At 70.7% G+C, this 14,695-nt stretch carries 16 protein-coding genes; 9 read left to right on the plus strand and 7 right to left on the minus strand.

Features of this window, described 5'->3' with window-relative positions; translation table 11 throughout:
• From topA to GXW76_RS12680, 4 genes are all read right to left on the minus strand, one after another.
• On the minus strand, nt 1-2,672 hold a 2,672-nt coding region (topA, locus tag GXW76_RS12665), incomplete at its 3' end, for a type I DNA topoisomerase (protein WP_211862392.1).
• A gap of 10 nt (nt 2,673-2,682) precedes the next feature.
• Entirely contained in the window at nt 2,683-3,798 is a 1,116-nt protein-coding gene (gene dprA, locus GXW76_RS12670; RefSeq protein WP_211862393.1) for a DNA-processing protein DprA, read from the minus strand.
• Nucleotides 3,799-3,948: 150 nt separating this feature from the next.
• The gene (gene plsY, locus GXW76_RS12675; RefSeq protein WP_211862394.1) at nt 3,949-4,551 is read right to left on the minus strand and encodes a glycerol-3-phosphate 1-O-acyltransferase PlsY; all 603 of its coding nucleotides are present in this window, start codon (nt 4,549-4,551) and stop codon (nt 3,949-3,951) included.
• A gap of 2 nt (nt 4,552-4,553) precedes the next feature.
• Nucleotides 4,554-5,831: a dihydroorotase gene (locus GXW76_RS12680; protein ID WP_211862395.1), complete on the minus strand. Its 1,278-nt coding sequence runs from the start codon at nt 5,829-5,831 to the stop codon at nt 4,554-4,556.
• Nucleotides 5,832-6,107: 276 nt separating this feature from the next.
• Here GXW76_RS12680 and GXW76_RS12685 point away from each other — a divergent pair, with 276 nt between their 5' ends.
• Nucleotides 6,108-6,545 carry a GFA family protein gene (locus GXW76_RS12685; RefSeq protein WP_211862396.1) on the plus strand — a complete coding sequence of 146 codons (438 nt, stop codon included), beginning with the start codon at nt 6,108-6,110 and terminating at the stop codon, nt 6,543-6,545.
• A gap of 28 nt (nt 6,546-6,573) precedes the next feature.
• Here the strand turns inward: GXW76_RS12685 and GXW76_RS12690 are convergent, their stop codons facing one another.
• Both GXW76_RS12690 and GXW76_RS12695 read right to left on the minus strand, forming a co-directional pair.
• The gene (locus tag GXW76_RS12690) at nt 6,574-7,044 is read right to left on the minus strand and encodes a GNAT family N-acetyltransferase (protein ID WP_211862397.1); all 471 of its coding nucleotides are present in this window, start codon (nt 7,042-7,044) and stop codon (nt 6,574-6,576) included.
• Nucleotides 7,041-7,976, minus strand: a complete 936-nt coding sequence (locus GXW76_RS12695) for an aspartate carbamoyltransferase catalytic subunit (protein ID WP_211862398.1) — start codon at nt 7,974-7,976, stop codon at nt 7,041-7,043. Before GXW76_RS12695 ends, GXW76_RS12690 begins: the two co-directional genes overlap by 4 nt.
• Nucleotides 7,977-8,183: 207 nt before the next feature.
• Here GXW76_RS12695 and GXW76_RS12700 point away from each other — a divergent pair, with 207 nt between their 5' ends.
• From GXW76_RS12700 to GXW76_RS12720, 5 genes are all read left to right on the plus strand, one after another.
• Nucleotides 8,184-9,020: a M15 family metallopeptidase gene (locus GXW76_RS12700; RefSeq protein ID WP_211862399.1), complete on the plus strand. Its 837-nt coding sequence runs from the start codon at nt 8,184-8,186 to the stop codon at nt 9,018-9,020.
• A complete protein-coding gene (locus GXW76_RS12705) occupies nt 9,017-9,493 on the plus strand; it encodes a hypothetical protein (protein WP_211862400.1) in 477 nt (158 codons plus the stop codon). The genes GXW76_RS12700 and GXW76_RS12705 overlap by 4 nt, the downstream gene beginning before the upstream one ends.
• Complete coding sequence (locus GXW76_RS12710) at nt 9,484-9,912, plus strand: hypothetical protein (protein ID WP_211862401.1); 429 nt, start codon at nt 9,484-9,486, stop codon at nt 9,910-9,912. Before GXW76_RS12705 ends, GXW76_RS12710 begins: the two co-directional genes overlap by 10 nt.
• A 104-nt stretch (nt 9,913-10,016) precedes the next feature.
• Nucleotides 10,017-10,547, plus strand: coding sequence for a hypothetical protein (locus GXW76_RS12715; RefSeq protein WP_211862402.1), 531 nt, complete (start codon nt 10,017-10,019; stop codon nt 10,545-10,547).
• 4 nt (nt 10,548-10,551) lie between these two features.
• Entirely contained in the window at nt 10,552-10,854 is a 303-nt protein-coding gene (locus GXW76_RS12720; RefSeq protein ID WP_211862403.1) for a hypothetical protein, read from the plus strand.
• Nucleotides 10,855-10,944: 90 nt separating this feature from the next.
• Here the strand turns inward: GXW76_RS12720 and ruvX are convergent, their stop codons facing one another.
• On the minus strand, nt 10,945-11,409 hold the full coding sequence (gene ruvX, locus GXW76_RS12725; protein ID WP_211862404.1) for a Holliday junction resolvase RuvX: 465 nt from the start codon (nt 11,407-11,409) through the stop codon (nt 10,945-10,947).
• Between the two features lie 46 nt (nt 11,410-11,455).
• On the opposite strand from ruvX, the gene gatC reads away from it, so the two are divergent.
• From gatC to gatB, 3 genes are read left to right on the plus strand one after another with little or no spacing between them, the layout of a single operon-like run.
• Complete coding sequence (gene gatC / locus GXW76_RS12730; protein WP_211862405.1) at nt 11,456-11,752, plus strand: Asp-tRNA(Asn)/Glu-tRNA(Gln) amidotransferase subunit GatC; 297 nt, start codon at nt 11,456-11,458, stop codon at nt 11,750-11,752.
• Complete coding sequence (gene gatA / locus GXW76_RS12735) at nt 11,752-13,239, plus strand: Asp-tRNA(Asn)/Glu-tRNA(Gln) amidotransferase subunit GatA (RefSeq protein WP_211862406.1); 1,488 nt, start codon at nt 11,752-11,754, stop codon at nt 13,237-13,239. Before gatC ends, gatA begins: the two co-directional genes overlap by 1 nt.
• A complete protein-coding gene (gene gatB / locus GXW76_RS12740) occupies nt 13,236-14,687 on the plus strand; it encodes an Asp-tRNA(Asn)/Glu-tRNA(Gln) amidotransferase subunit GatB (protein ID WP_211862407.1) in 1,452 nt (483 codons plus the stop codon). The genes gatA and gatB overlap by 4 nt, the downstream gene beginning before the upstream one ends.
• Nucleotides 14,688-14,695: the final 8 nt, after the last annotated feature.

Raw genomic sequence — 14,695 nt, forward strand, 5'->3', positions numbered from 1 at the left:
GGCTTCGCGGCCGCCTTCGGCCCAGCCTTGGCGGCGGGCTTGCGGGCCGGGGCCTTGGCTGCGGGCGCCTTGCGGGTGGCGGCTTCGGCCGTCTTCGCCGAGGCCTTGCGCGGCGCAGCCTTGGGCGAGGCGGCCTTGCGCGCCGCGGCGCCGCGCGGCTTCAGTGCCTTGCCCTTCTCCTCGAGCAGCGCCACCGCGTCCTCGAGGGTGATGTCCTCCATCGCCACGTCGCGCGGCAGGTTGGCGACCGTCTTGCCGTGCTGGGCATAGGGGCCGAAACGGCCCTTGCGGACCACCACCGGCTCCTTGTCCTTCGGGTGCGCGCCGAGTTCACGCACCCGTGCCCGCGCATCCGCCAGCAGCGCCAGCGCCCGGTTCATGCCGACGGTCAGGACGTCGTCATCCTTGTCGAGCGACTTGAAGACTGTCCCGCAGCGCACATAGGGACCGAAGCGCCCGAGGCCGGCGGTGATCTCCTCCCCCGTCTCGGGATCGAACCCGATGGCGCGGGGCAGGGAGAGCAGGCCGATCGCCTGATCCAGCGTGACAGTATCTGGCGCTACGCCGTTGGGAAGGCTGGTTCTCTTCGGCTTGGTCGGCTTGCCCTTGGCATCCGTGCCGCCCTCGCCGAGCTGGATATAGAAGCCGTAGGGGCCGCGCTTGAGCGTGATCTTCTCGCCCGTCGCCGGGTCGTCGCCGAGTTCCTGGTCGCCGCCCGCACCCTCCGCATTGCCCGAATCCACGCCGAACGGCCGCGTGTAGCGGCATTCCGGGTAGTTGGAGCAGCCGATGAAGGCGCCCGTCCGCCCCAGCCGCAGCCCGAGCCGGCCATTGCCGCAGGTCGGGCAGACGCGCGGGTCCGTGCCGTCGGCGCGCTCGGGGAAGATGTGCGGGCCGAGATCCTCGTCCAGCGCGTCGATGACGTCGCGGATCTTGAGGTCCTTGGTCGCTTCCACCGCGGCGGAGAAATCCTTCCAGAAGTCGCGCATCACCGCGCGCCAGTCGGTCTGGCCGGCGGAGATCTCGTCGAGCTTCTCCTCCATCGCCGAGGTGAACCCGGTGTCCACGTAGCGCTCGAAGAAGCGGACGAGGAAGGTGGTCACCATCCGCCCGAGATCCTGCGCGATGAAGCGCCGCTTCTCGAGCGTGACGTATTTCAGGTCCTGCAGCCGTTGCAGGATCGAGGCGTAGGTCGAGGGGCGCCCGATTCCCAGTTCTTCCAGGCGCTTGACCAGGGAGGCCTCGGAATAGCGCGGCGGCGGTTGGGTGAAGTGCTGCCTGGCCGTGACCTCTCCGCGCTTCAGCGGATCCCGCTCCCGCATCGGCGGCAGGATGCGGCTGTCCTCGTCCTCGGTCGGCTCGGCGGGCTTGATGCCGGCGCGGAGGTCGGCGGCGCGGTCGTCCTCGTCTTCCCTGTAGAGCTTCAGGAAGCCGTCGAAAGCAACGACGGAACCCGTTGCACGGAAACGAAGATTTCGGTCGGCACTGTCGATGTCCACTGCGGTCTGGTCGAGTTCCGCAGCCGACATCTGGGACGCCACCGCGCGCTTCCAGATCAGTTCGTAGAGCCGGGCCTGGGCGCCATCGAGTTCGCGGGCCATCGCCTCCGGCGTGCGGGTGACGTCGGTGGGGCGGATCGCCTCGTGCGCCTCCTGGGCGTTCTTGGCCTTGGTCTGGTACTCGCGCGGGGCGGACGGCAGGTAATCCGGGCCGAAGGCATCCTTCACATGGTCACGGATGGCGAACATCGCCTCCCGCGCCATCGAGACGCCGTCCGTCCGCATGTAGGTGATGTGCCCGGCCTCATAGAGCGCCTGGGCCGTGCGCATCGCCTGCTGCGCGCCCATGCCGAGCTTGCGCGAAGCCTCCATCTGCAGCGTCGAGGTCATGAAGGGCGGCGGCGGGTTGCGCCGGGTCCGCTTCTTCTCGACCGAGGCGACGGCGTAGCTCCCGGCTTCCGCCAGCGCCTTGGCGCGCTTCGCGGTCGCCTCGTCCGGCAGGTCGAACTGCTCGAGCTTCCTGCCGTCCAGGTGCGTCAGGCGGGCGGTGAAGGGGGCGCCGGCGGGGGTCTGGAAGCGGGCTTCCAGGGTCCAGTATTCGCGGGCACGGAAGGCCTCGATCTCGGCCTCGCGCTCGCAGATCAGGCGCAGCGCCACCGACTGCACGCGGCCTGCCGACCGGCTGCCCGGCAGCTTGCGCCACAGCAGTGGGGAGAGCGTGTAGCCCACCAGGTAGTCCAGCGCGCGGCGCGCCAGGTAGGCGTCGATCAGCGGCACATCGAGGTCGCGTGGGTGCTCCACCGCGTATTGCACGGCGCGCTTGGTGATCTCGTTGAAGGTGATGCGCTGGACGTCCTTGCCCTTCAGCGCCCCGCGCTGGCCGAGCATGTCCTTGACGTGCCAGGAGATCGCCTCGCCCTCGCGATCCGGGTCGGTGGCGAGGAAGAGGCGCTTCGCCCCCTTCAGCGCCTGGGCGATCTTGCCGACCTGCTGTTCTCCGCGCGGGTCCTTGCCCCAGACCATGGCGAAGTCCTGGTCGGGGATGACGGCGCCATCCTTTTCCTCCAGGTCGCGGACATGGCCGAAGGAGGCGAGGACCGTGAAGTCCCGCCCGAGATACTTCTCGATCGTCTTGGCCTTGGCCGGGGATTCGACGACAACGACGTCGGACATGCTTTGAGGATCACCCGTTCGCAGAGCGCATGACGCGGTGGCCGGGCAGCAGTTCCACCCGGCCTTCGAGCTCCAGATCCGTCAGCACGGCCTGGAGTTCGGGTGCAGTCAGGTGGCAGCGCCGCAGCACCTCGTCAACCGATACCGGTGACATTCCAATTAATTCAAGGACTTCCCCCGTCCCTTCCGGGGGTGGGCCGAGGGGGTCGGCGGCCTCCGGCGCCGTTTCGGCGTTCGCCGGCGCCATCCGGGAGGGGTCGAAGAGGGGGCCGGCGCGCGGCGCATCGGGCAGGTGGTCGAGCACGTCCTCGGCCGTTTCGACCAGGTGCGCGCCCTGTCGGATCAGGTCGTTCGAGCCGCGGCAGCGCGGGTCGAGCGGGCTGCCCGGTACCGCGAAGACCTCCCGCCCGTGCTCCAGCGCCAGGCGCGCGGTGATCAGCGTGCCGGAGCGGTGCGCGGCCTCCACCACCACCACGCCGAGCGACAGCCCGGCCACGATCCGGTTTCGCCTTGGAAAGTGCCGGTTCAGCGGCGCGGTGCCGAGCGGGCTTTCCGCCACCACCGCCCCGCGCCCCGCGATCCGCGCGGCGAGCCCCGCATTCTCCGGCGGATAGGGCACGTCGATGCCGCCGGGCAACACGGCGATGGTGCCGCCGCTGCGCAGCGCCCCCTCATGCGCGGCGGTGTCCACGCCGCGGGCGAGGCCCGAGACGACCGTCAGCCCCTTGCCGGCCAGGGCCTCAGCCAGTTGCTCCGCCACGCGGCGCCCGGCGGCGGAGGCATTGCGCGCCCCCACCACGGCCACCGCCGGCGCGGCGAGCAGCGGCGCATCGCCGAGCACGGCGATCACCGGCGGCGCATCGGGCAACAGCGCCAGCAGGGGCGGGTAGAGCGGGTCGTCGAGGAACACGAATCGGCCGCCGAGTTGCGCGAGTGCCGCCCCCTCCCGCTCGGCTTCGGCCGCTGGTGGCGGCTGGTACGGCGTGGCGCGGGTGGTGCTCAGTGCGGGCAGGGCGGCGAGTGCAGCCTCAGGGTCCCGATGACGTGCGATGAGCTTGCGGAATGTAAGGGGGCCGATGCCCTCGGTGCGGGCGAGGCGGAGTCGGGCCAGGGTGTCCGGGGTCATGGTCATCCGTGGGGGCGCCGCCCCCACGCCCCCGCCGGGGTGCGCGGCGCATCCCGGCCCCCGCCAGAACTGGGGCGCGGCCGGTGGGGAGGTGGAGGCAGAAAGTTCACGCGATAGAGATAGCGTGAATTTCTACCGGAAGGCGAGGGCTCAGCCCTTCTGCCCGATCCGCGGTTCCGTCCCCGCGATCAGCCGCCGGATGTTCGCTTCGTGTCGCCAGAAGACCAGCAACCCGACCAGCAGGGCCAGGAGCGCGTGTTCCGCATCCGCCAGCAGCAGCGCCAGCAGCGGCGCGGCAGCGAGGGCCGCCAGCGCGCCGGCCGAGGAGATCCGCGTCACCTTCGCCGCGACCAGCCAGACCGCGCAGCAGGCGAGCCCGACAGGCCACATGGCGCCGAGATAGACGCCGAGCCCCGTCGCCACCCCCTTGCCGCCCTTGAAGCCCAGCCAGACCGGCAGCGTGTGCCCGAGCACCGCCGCCGTCCCGGCCACCAGATCCTGCTCGCCGAGGAAGGCCCGCGCCAGCAGCACCGCGGCCACGCCCTTCAGGCCATCGAGCAGCAGCGTCGCCGCCGCGAGCTTCCTGTTGCCCGTCCGCAGGACGTTGGTCGCGCCGATATTGCCCGAGCCGATCGCCCGGATGTCCCCGAGCCCCGCCGCGCGCGTCAGGATCAGCCCGAAGGGAATCGAGCCGACCAGGTAGCCGCCGACCAGGGCGAGCAGGAAGGCGATGCTGTCCGCGTGTTCGCCCATGCTCAGCCCCCGAAGACCCGGCGGCCGGACTTCCAGGTGCCGAGCACGCGACCCTCGAGCGCCCGCCCATCGAAGGGGGAATTCTGCGCCTTGCCGGGCAGTTTCCCCGCCTCGACCTTCCAGCCGCGATCGGGATGGAACAGGACCAGGTCCGCCGGCGCGCCCTTGGCCAGCCGGCCGCAGGCAAGCCCCAGCAGCGCCGCCGGCTTCGCAGTCAGCAGGCCGAGCGCTGTCAGCATCGGAATGTCGCCCGCGTGAACCCGCGCCAGCGTCACGGCGAGCAGGGTGGCGAGGCCTGCACCCCCGGCCTCGGCCTGGGCGAAGGGGAGCCGCTTGTCATCGGCATCGCGCGGCTGATGGTCGGAGGCGATCGCATCCAACGTCCCGTCCGCCAGCGCGGCGACCACTGCCCGGCGATCGGCCTCGGTGCGCAGCGGGGGCGAAAGCTTCGCATAGGTGCGGTAGTCGCCGATCGCCGTCTCGTTCAGGTCGAAATAGGGCGGCGCGGTATCGGCGGTGACTAGCAGGCCCTCGGCCTTGGCGGCGCGGATCAGGTCGAGCGCCGCCGCGGTCGAGACATGGGCGAAGTGCACATGGCCGCCGGTCATGCGCGCGAGGGCGATGTCGCGCGCGACCATCATCGCCTCCGCGGCCGGCGGTATCGCAGGAAGGCCGAGGCGGGTGGCGAGTTCGCCCTCCGTCGCCGAGCCGCCGGCGGCAAGGGACGGCTCCTCCGGGTGCTGCACGACGAAGGCGCCGAAGGCGCGCGCGTAGGACAGCGCGAGCCGCATCGTCCGCGCATTGCCGATCGCCCGCACGCCGTCGGTGAAGGCGATGGCGCCGGCTTCCCGCAGCAGGCCGAGTTCGGCGAGTTCCTTACCCGCGCAGCCGACCGTGGCGGCGCCGTAGGGCAGCAGCGCGACCGAGCCCGTCGCCTCGCCCCGGCGGATGATGAAGGAGAGCAGCGCCGGATCGTCGAGCGCCGGATCGGTGTCGGGCAGCACGCAGAGGGTCGTGATGCCCCCCGCGGCGGCGGCGGCGGCGGCGGAGGCGATGGTTTCGCGGTGCTCCGCGCCGGGCTCGCCGAGATTGGCGCGCAGGTCCACGAGGCCCGGGGCCAGGCAGGCGCCGTTGGCGTCCAGCACCTCCGCGTCATCGGGCGCCGTGAGGCCGGGGCCGAGATCGGCGATGGCGCCGTCGCGGACCAGCAGCGCGCCGGGCGCGTCGAGGCCGGAGGCTGGGTCGAGGAGGCGGGCGCCGGTGATCAGCAGGTCGCGCATGGGTTCCGCTTATAGACGGATGGCCGAGTCCTGCCATGGGGCGGTGCGCGGGCGCGCAGACCGACGGGACCAAGGGCTGCACCGGACGGGCGCCGTCGGGGCGCGCCGGTTCCGCTGCCGAAGCTCGGGGATGGCCATGGCAGCCCGACCGGTGCTTTCCGCCCGAGCACCTTGCATTTCTTTTGTGTCGCCGACGAAATGTGTGGTGGGGTCCTCCTGGCATCGCGGCGTGCCCCGGCACGTATCCGGCCGCGCAGCGCGCCATGGAGACGCCAGATGGAAAAGATCGCCAGATGCCTGTGCGGTGGGCTGCGCGCCATAGTGACGGCGGACCCGCGGAGCGTGACCATTTGCCACTGCACGGACTGCCAGCGCCGCTCCGGCGTGCCGCTGACAAGCAATGCCCACTACCGGACATCGGATGTGCGGCTGGACGGGCCGTACAAGGTCTATGTCCGCGATGGCCAGGAAGGGCGGAAGGTCCGCCACCACTTCTGCCCGGAGTGCGGCACGACCGTGTTCTCGCAGGGCGAGAAGTTTCCCGGCCTCTGCACGGTCTTCGTGGGCGCCTTCGCCGATCCGGACTACCCGGCGCCCACGGCCTCGGTCTTCGAGGAAACGATGCACACCTGGGTCATCCTCCCGCCGGGAATCGAGCGCTATCGGCAGGGTCGGGCTCCGGGCGCCCTGACGCCCACGACCGGCGGGCGCTGACCAGGGGCGGCAGCGCGATCCGCCTGGCCTACGGCAGCGGTTGGCCCGGTGGCGAAAGACGCCTTTCCATGAACACCCGCCGGAAGCCCGCCTGTTCCTCCCGGTGCGTCTCGGTGAAGCCGAGGCGCAGGTAGCGGGCGATGTTCGTCGTCATCATTTCGTTGGTGTAGAGCCAGACCCGGGCATGGCCGCGGCGGCGAGCCTCGGCCTCCGTGAAGGCCATCAGCGCGCCGCCGAGGCCGCGGCCGCGCGCCTCCGGCGCCACGGCGATGTTGTCGAGCAGCAGCCCGTCCTTGGTGTCCTCGAGGATCAGCGCGCCGACCAGGCGGCCGGCTTCCTCGACGACCCAGGCCTGGTCCGCGGCGATACGGGCGGCGTAGTCGTCGGTCATCGGCATGGGCTCGCGGCCCACGGTCGGCACCCATTCCGCATAGGCGGCGCGAACCAGGTCCCGCAGCGCGGCGGCTTCCTCGGGCCGTGCGCGCCGGGGCTCGTTCACCGGTTCCGCGGCAGCCGCCGCGCCAGCACGTCCAGCACCGCCATGCGGCAGGCGACGCCCATTTCCACCTGCTCCCCGATCACGGAGCGCGTCGGGTGGTCGGCGATGGCGCTGTCGATCTCGACGCCGCGGTTCATCGGGCCGGGGTGCATGACGATGCTGTCGGGCTTCGCGTGCGCCAGCTTCTCGGCATCCAGGCCGTAGAAGCGGAAGAACTCACGCGCCGAGGGCACCAGCCCGCCTGACATGCGTTCGCGCTGCAGGCGCAGCATCATCACCACGTCGGCGTCCTTGAGGCCCGCCTTCATGTCGTGGAAGACCTCGACCCCGAGCCGCGCGACATCCGCCGGGATTAGCGTGGGCGGACCGATGATCCGCACGCGGCTGCCCATCGTCGTCAGCAGATGGATGTTCGACCGCGCGACGCGGGAATGGGCGATGTCGCCGCAGATCGCGACGATCAGCCCTTCGAGGCTTCCCTTGTGGCGGCGAATGGTCAGGGCGTCGAGCAGCGCCTGGGTCGGATGCTCGTGCGTGCCGTCGCCGGCATTGATGACGGCCGCATCGACCTTCTGGGAGAGCAGCGCCGGCGCGCCGGACTGCGCGTGGCGGATGACCAGCAGGTCGCACTGCATGGCGTTCAGCGTGCTCGCGGTGTCGAGCAGCGTCTCGCCCTTGTTCACCGAGGAGGTGCTGACGGACATGTTGATCACGTCCGCCCCCAGCCGCTTGCCGGCGAGCTCGAAGCTGGTGCGGGTGCGGGTGCTGTCCTCGAAGAACAGGTTGATGAGGGTCCTGCCCTTGAGCAGGTCCCGCTGCGTCTTTCCGCTGCGGTTCAGCAGGGCATAGGATTCCGCGAGGTCGAGCAGGTCCGCGATGTGCGGCGGCTCGAGCCCCTCGATGGCGAGCAGGTGTTTGGACGGGTGCGACACGGCCGGACCTTAGGCCGCCGGAGCAGATTCGGCCAGGGTCGGGGCCGCCGCGGCCGGGTCGCCGCGCTGCGACCTGACGCACACAGGGCGGCAGCCGGAAGTGGTAGAAGGGTGGCCGGCCTCAACCGGCCCCGGCGACGTCCGGCAGTGTCACCTACGGAGATTTTCGCACCGCATCCCAGCCCTTCCGCCACGCAGGAGAGCCCGATGGCCAACGAAATGACCTCGCTGCAGTTCCAGAAGGCCCTGAAGGCCGATGGGCTCTTCGCCGGAAAGGTCGATGGCGAACCCTCCGCCGCGCTGGATCGCGCGATCGACGCCCGCTTCGACCGTGAGGCACTGGCCGGCCGCCTCGCCGATGGCTGGCAGGGCTGGCCGCCCCTGCGCCGCAAGCTCGCGGTGGAGCAGGCGATCATCCGCGATGCCGGCATCGAGGTGGGCAAGGTGGACGGGCTGATCGGCCCGCAGACGCGCTTCGCGCGGGAATCGTTCCAGGCCTTCGACCAGACGGGAAAGCCCCTCGTGATCCCCGGCAGGGACGAGACCCCCGCCCAGCCGGTGCCGGCGAGCGGGCCGGCGACCCGCTGGCCCCGCCAGTCCGAGGTGCCCGCCTTCTACGGCGCCATGGAGCAGAACCAGGCGATGCTCCGCCTGCCCTACGAGATGCGGCTGTCCTGGGAACCGCAGACGCGCATCACCCGCTTCTCCTGCCACGAGAAGGTCCACGACGCCTTCCTGAGGGTGTTCCAGAAGACGCTCGCCGAATACGGGGAGATGCGCATCCAGGAGTTGCGTCTCGACCTCTTCGGCGGCTGCCTGAACAAGCGGCTCATGAAGGGCGGCACGCAGATGTCGATGCATTCCTGGGGCATCGCGGTCGATCTCGACCCCGAGCGCAACGCCCTGCGCATGACGCACAGGGAAGCCGCCTTCGCCCGCCCCGAATACGAGCCCTTCTGGCGCATCGTGGAGGGGGAGGGCCTGGTCAGCCTCGGCCGCGCGCGGGACTTCGACTGGATGCATTTCCAGGCCGCACGGTTGTGACGCCCCGGCGCGCCGCCGTCGCCGCGTTGCTCGCGATGGTCCTGCCGGGCTGCGCGGTGGATGGGATCGGCCTGGCCCGGGCCGAGGTGGTCCGGGCCGACGGCGCGGTGGTCGTGCGCGCCGAGACGTTGGGGGCCGCGCTGCGCACCGACCCGGCCGAGGCGGGCCTGGCCATCGGCGTCACCCGCACGCTGACCGTCCTGCCGGACAGGGACGGGGCGCCGGCGCCCGGGCGCTATCCCTTCGGGCTGGCGCTGCGCGGCATCGCGCCCGCGGCGCGGATCCGGCAGGTAATCGGCCTCGACCTCGGTTTCGGGGGGCGGATGGCGGGCTTCACCCTGGGCTATTCCGAGGACGCGGTCTTCGCGGCCGTGCCCGCCGGCGCATCCATCATCCGGCGGCTCGAACTGGTGCCGGACGAACCCGGCCTGACCTTCCTGCGGTCCTGCGAGGAGGCATCGCGATGCGAGTGAAGGCACCTCGATGCGCGGGGGCGGCGCTGGGCGCGCTGCTGCTCGCGGCCTGCGAGCCGACGCAGCTCTACACCGGCGCGCGCACGGTGATCGGCATCAACGCGGCGGTGAACCTGGAACAGACCAGCGGGTCGCTGGTCATCGGCTACGACCGCTCCTTCGCGGCGGTGGTGCCGCGGAGCGTGGAGGCGCCCGGGCAGGACGGGCGCGACGCGATGTCCGCCCTGGTCTGCTCGGACCTGCAGGTGCAGGGCATCACCATCCGGCACTACAGCGAGTCCCTCGCAACCGGGCAGGCTGCGACCGACTTCGCCGACCAACTTCGGAATCAGGACCGGGCGGGGCAGGCAAGAGTGGCGCTGCGGGACTTCTTCCGCTGTCTCCGCGAAGCCCCGGCGACTGCGGGAAGTGGGTCATGACCGGAAACCGAAGGCCGCGGCGCCGTTCCGCCGCACTGGTGGCATGCGTGCTCCCTGCGGTGGCGGGCTGTGGGCAGACCCTGGTGTTCGCGGAGCGCAGCGGCGTGAATCTGTCGATCCGCGCCGATGCGACAAGCCGCCCGCCGCTGGCGGTGAATTTCGGCCTCGACCGCGCCTCCGGCACCATCGTGCCGCCGCGCGCGCGAGGCGAGGACGGCAGGCCGCAAGGGGAGGCGATCAACATGTTCGCCGGTTTCCAGGTCGATCGCCGGGGTGAGGTCGCGACGCAGCAACCGGTCAACGTCGATCTGCGGGTCTCGACGCAATTCGCCTCGGGCGCGGCGGCCCTCAAGGTCGCCGGTGCCCCCGACGTGGTGCGCGACATCGTAACCCTCGGACAGTTCCCGCTGGCGGAGGCAACCCCGGAGGCCCTCCAGGCCAGGGTCGCTGCCTTGTCCCGTCGCATCCTCGGACTGAGCCCGGAGGCGGCCCGCAGGGCGCTGACGCTGCTCGGCCTTCCTTCGGGCGGGGCGGACCCGAAGCGGCAGTTGAGGGAGGTGCTCTCGGTGCGGAACACCTCGGCGGATCAGGTGGCTGCGATCGAGAGCGCCGTCAGGACGGCGGCGGGAGGATAGTCCCATGGACCCGCATATCCGCAATTCACCGGGTTCGAGGACGCTGGCGCAACTCGGGCAGGTGATCGGCAGTCAGGAGGTGATCCTCGGCCGGTTCCTCGGCGCGATCATGGCCGGCTCCGAGACCAACTTCCTGGCTTTTGCAGGCGTGGAAACCGCGGATGACCTGCCGGGGGATGGCCAGCAGACCCGGCTCGAGTTCATCGACGGGCACCCGCAGGAGAAGGCCGGATCCGCGCTGGTCTGGTTCGGGACGGTGCTGGTCGGCGCGGAGCCGCGGCTGGTGGCGGCGTACAGGCCGCTGTGAACGGCGGAATCACGGAGGAGAGGCCAAGGGGGGAATGTCCGCGGGTGGCGATGGCCGGCCGATCCGGCGTGTGGAGGCGTTCCTGGCCGGTCAGGCCCGGGACGCATCCAGCGCGGCCTGCAGCATGTAGGCCGCCGCCGCCCGGTCCACCGCCTCGGCCCGCTTCGCGCGGGTGAGGTCGGCCTCGCTGATCAGCATGCGATTGACGGCGGCAGAGGAAAGGCGCTCGTCGAACAGGGCGCAGGGCAGGCCGATGGCGTCCGAAACCGCACGCGCCCAGTCCTTCGACGCCTGGGCGGCCGGGCCCATCGTTCCGTCCATGGACAGCGGCAGACCGACGACCAGGCCTCCGGCGCCTTCCTTCTTCGCGATGGCCGCGATCTCGGCGGCGTTGGCCGTGAGTTTCCCGCGCTTCAGCGCGCCGTAGGGGCTCGCCAGCATCAGGGTCACGTCGGACAGCGCGACGCCGATCGTCTTCGTCCCCGGATCGAGTCCGATAAGCCTCGCGTGCCGGGCCAGGCCGGCGCGGAGGTCCTTCAGGTTGATGATGGCCATGGCGGGCCTTATGGTCCGCCGCCCGTTCCCCTGGAAGTAGAGAGTGATGTCCCTCGATACCGCCACCGTGCGGCGTGTCGCCGCCCTTGCCCGCATCCGCCTGGAGGAGGAGGAGGTCGCCCGTGTCCAGGGTGAACTCAACGGCATCCTCGGCTGGATCGAGCAATTGCAGGCGGTGAACACCGACGGCGTGGAGCCGATGGCCGGCGGCACGCCGGAAGGCATCGCCGCGATGCCGATGCGCGACGACGTCGTGACCGATGGCGGCATCGCCGCGAAGGTCCTGGCCAATGCCCCCGACCGCGAGGGCGAGTATTTCGGCGTGCCGAAGGTGATCGAGTGATGCATCCGACGGAATTCACCCTGGCCGGCGCCGTCGCCGCGCTGGAAGAGGGCGTGATCTCCTCCGAGGAGCTGACCCGCGCCCATGTCGAGGCGGTCGAGGCGCTGAACCCGCGCCTGAACGCCTTCATCACGACGACGCCCGAGCAGGCGATGGAGGCCGCGCGCGCCTCCGACGCCCGTCGCAAGCGGGGCGAGGCCGGGCCGCTCGAGGGCATCCCGCTCGCCATCAAGGACCTGTTCTGCACCGAGGGCGTGCAGACCACGGCGGCGTCGAAGATCCTCGAGGGCTTCGTCCCGCCTTATGAAAGCACCGTCACCGCCAAGCTGAAGCGCGACGGGGCGGTGTTCCTGGGCAAGGCGAACCTCGACGAGTTCGCCATGGGGTCGTCGAACCTGACCTCGGCCTTCGGGGGCGTGCTGAACCCGTGGTCGCGGCGCAACGACCCCGACGCGCGGCTGGTGCCGGGCGGGTCCTCCGGCGGGTCGGCGGCGGCGGTCGCGGCGCGGCTGGCGCTGGGGGCGACCGGCACCGACACCGGCGGGTCCATCCGCCAGCCTGCGGCCTTCTGCGGCATCGCGGGCATCAAGCCGACCTATGGGCGGTGCTCGCGCTTCGGGATCGTGGCCTTCGCGTCGTCGCTCGACCAGGCCGGGCCCTTCGGACGCACGGTCGAGGATTGCGCGATCATGCTGCGCTCCATGGCCGGGCACGACCCGAAGGATTCGACCAGCGCCGACAGGCCGGTGCCCGATTTCGCCAAGGCCTGCGGGCGTTCGGTGAAGGGCCTGCGGATCGGCGTGCCGAAGGAATACCGGCTCGACGGCACGCCGCCGGAGATCGAGAAGCTGTGGCGCCAGGGCCTCGACTGGCTGCGCGAGGCGGGGGCGGAGATCGTGGACATCTCCCTGCCGCACACCAAGTACGCGCTGCCGACCTACTACATCGTCGCGCCGGCGGAGGCTTCGTCGAACCTCGCGCGCTACGACGGCGTGCGATTCGGGCTGCGTGAGGCCGAAGCGAATTCCGACCTGCGCGACCTCTATGAGCGCACCCGCGCGGCGGGCCTCGGGCAGGAAGTGCAGCGCCGCATCATGATCGGCACCTATGTGCTGAGCGCCGGCTACTACGACGCCTACTACCTCAAGGCGCAGAAGGTCCGCGCGCTGATCGCGCGCGACTTCCGCGAGGCCTGGGGGAAGGTGGACGCCATCGTCACGCCGGCCACGCCGAACGCCGCCTTCGCGGAGGGCGAGAACACCGACGATCCGGTGAAGATGTACCTCAACGACGTCTTCACCGTGACGGCGAACCTGGCGGGGCTTCCGGGCCTCGCGGTGCCGGCGGGGCTCGATCCGCAGGGGCTGCCGCTCGGCCTGCAGGTGATCGGGCGGCCCTTCGACGAGGAAACCGTCTTCGCGGTCGGCTCGGCCATCGAGCGCGCGGCGGACTTCAAGGCACTTCCGGGCATGAGGGCCGGGGCATGAGCTACACGATCGACGGCGAGACGGGCGCCTGGGAACTCGTCATCGGGCTGGAAGTCCACGCGCAGGTCGTCAGCAAGGCGAAGCTGTTCTCCGGCGCGGCGACGGAATTCGGCGCCGAGCCGAACAGCCAGGTGTCCTTCATCGATGCCGGCTTCCCCGGCATGCTGCCGGTGATCAACCGCGAATGCGTGGCGCAGGCGGTGCGGACGGGGCTTGGCCTGAATGCCAAGGTGAACCTGTGGTCGCGCTTCGACCGCAAGAACTACTTCTATGCGGACCTGCCGCAGGGCTACCAGATCAGCCAGTTCGCGCATCCGATCATCGGCACCGGCGAGATCGAGATCGAGTTGCAGGACGGCAGCACCAAGACCATCGGCATCACGCGCCTGCACCTCGAGCAGGATGCGGGGAAGTCGATGCACGACCAGCATCCGACGAAGTCCTTCATCGACCTGAACCGGTCGGGCGTGGCGCTGATGGAGATCGTGTCGGAACCCGACATGCGATCCCCCGAGGAAGCCGGCGCCTACCTGACGAAGCTGCGCCAGATCCTGCGCTACCTCGGCACCTGCGACGGCAACATGGAGGAAGGCTCCATGCGCGCCGACGTGAACGTTTCCGTCCGCAAGGCGGGCGAGGAATACCGCACGCGCTGCGAGGTGAAGAACGTCAACTCCATCCGCTTCGTCATGCAGGCGGTGGAGGCCGAGGCGCGGCGCCAGATCGAGGTGTGGGAATCCGGCGGCACGGTCGAGCAGGAGACGCGCCTGTTCGACACCGGCCGCGGTGTGACGCGGTCCATGCGGTCGAAGGAGGACGCGCACGACTACCGCTACTTCCCCGACCCCGACCTGCCGCCGCTGGTGATCGAGCAGTCCTGGGTTGAGCAGCTCAAGGCGGCCCTGCCGGAACTGCCGGACGCCCGCCGCGCCCGCTACGTGCGCGACTTTGGCGTGACGCCCTACGACGCGCATGTGCTGACGCTCGAGAAGGAGACCGCGGCCTATTACGAGGCGGTCGCCAATGGGCGCGACGCCAAGCAGGCGGCGAACTGGGTCATGGGCGACCTGTTCGCCGCCATCAACCGCACCAAGACCTCGATCTCGGAGCCGCCCGTCTCCGCGGCGGACCTCGGCGCGCTGCTGGACCTGATGGCGGACAACACGCTGTCCGGGAAGCTCGCGAAGGAGGTCTTCGAGGTGATGGTCGAGACCGGCCGCGCACCTGGCGTCATCGTCGAGGAGCGTGGCCTGAAGCAGGTCACCGACACCGGCGCGATCGAGGCGGTGATCGACGGCGTGCTCGCCGCCAATGCCGACAAGGTCGCCGAATTCAGGTCCGGCAAGGACAAGCTCTTCGGCTTCTTCGTCGGCCAGACCATGAAGGCCATGCAGGGCAAGGGGAACCCCGCCCTGGTGAACGAGGTGCTGAAGAAGAAGCTGTCCTGACGGCGCGC

This window comes from Neoroseomonas soli, assembly GCF_018129065.1.
GTDB classification, from domain to species: domain Bacteria; phylum Pseudomonadota; class Alphaproteobacteria; order Acetobacterales; family Acetobacteraceae; genus Neoroseomonas; species Neoroseomonas soli.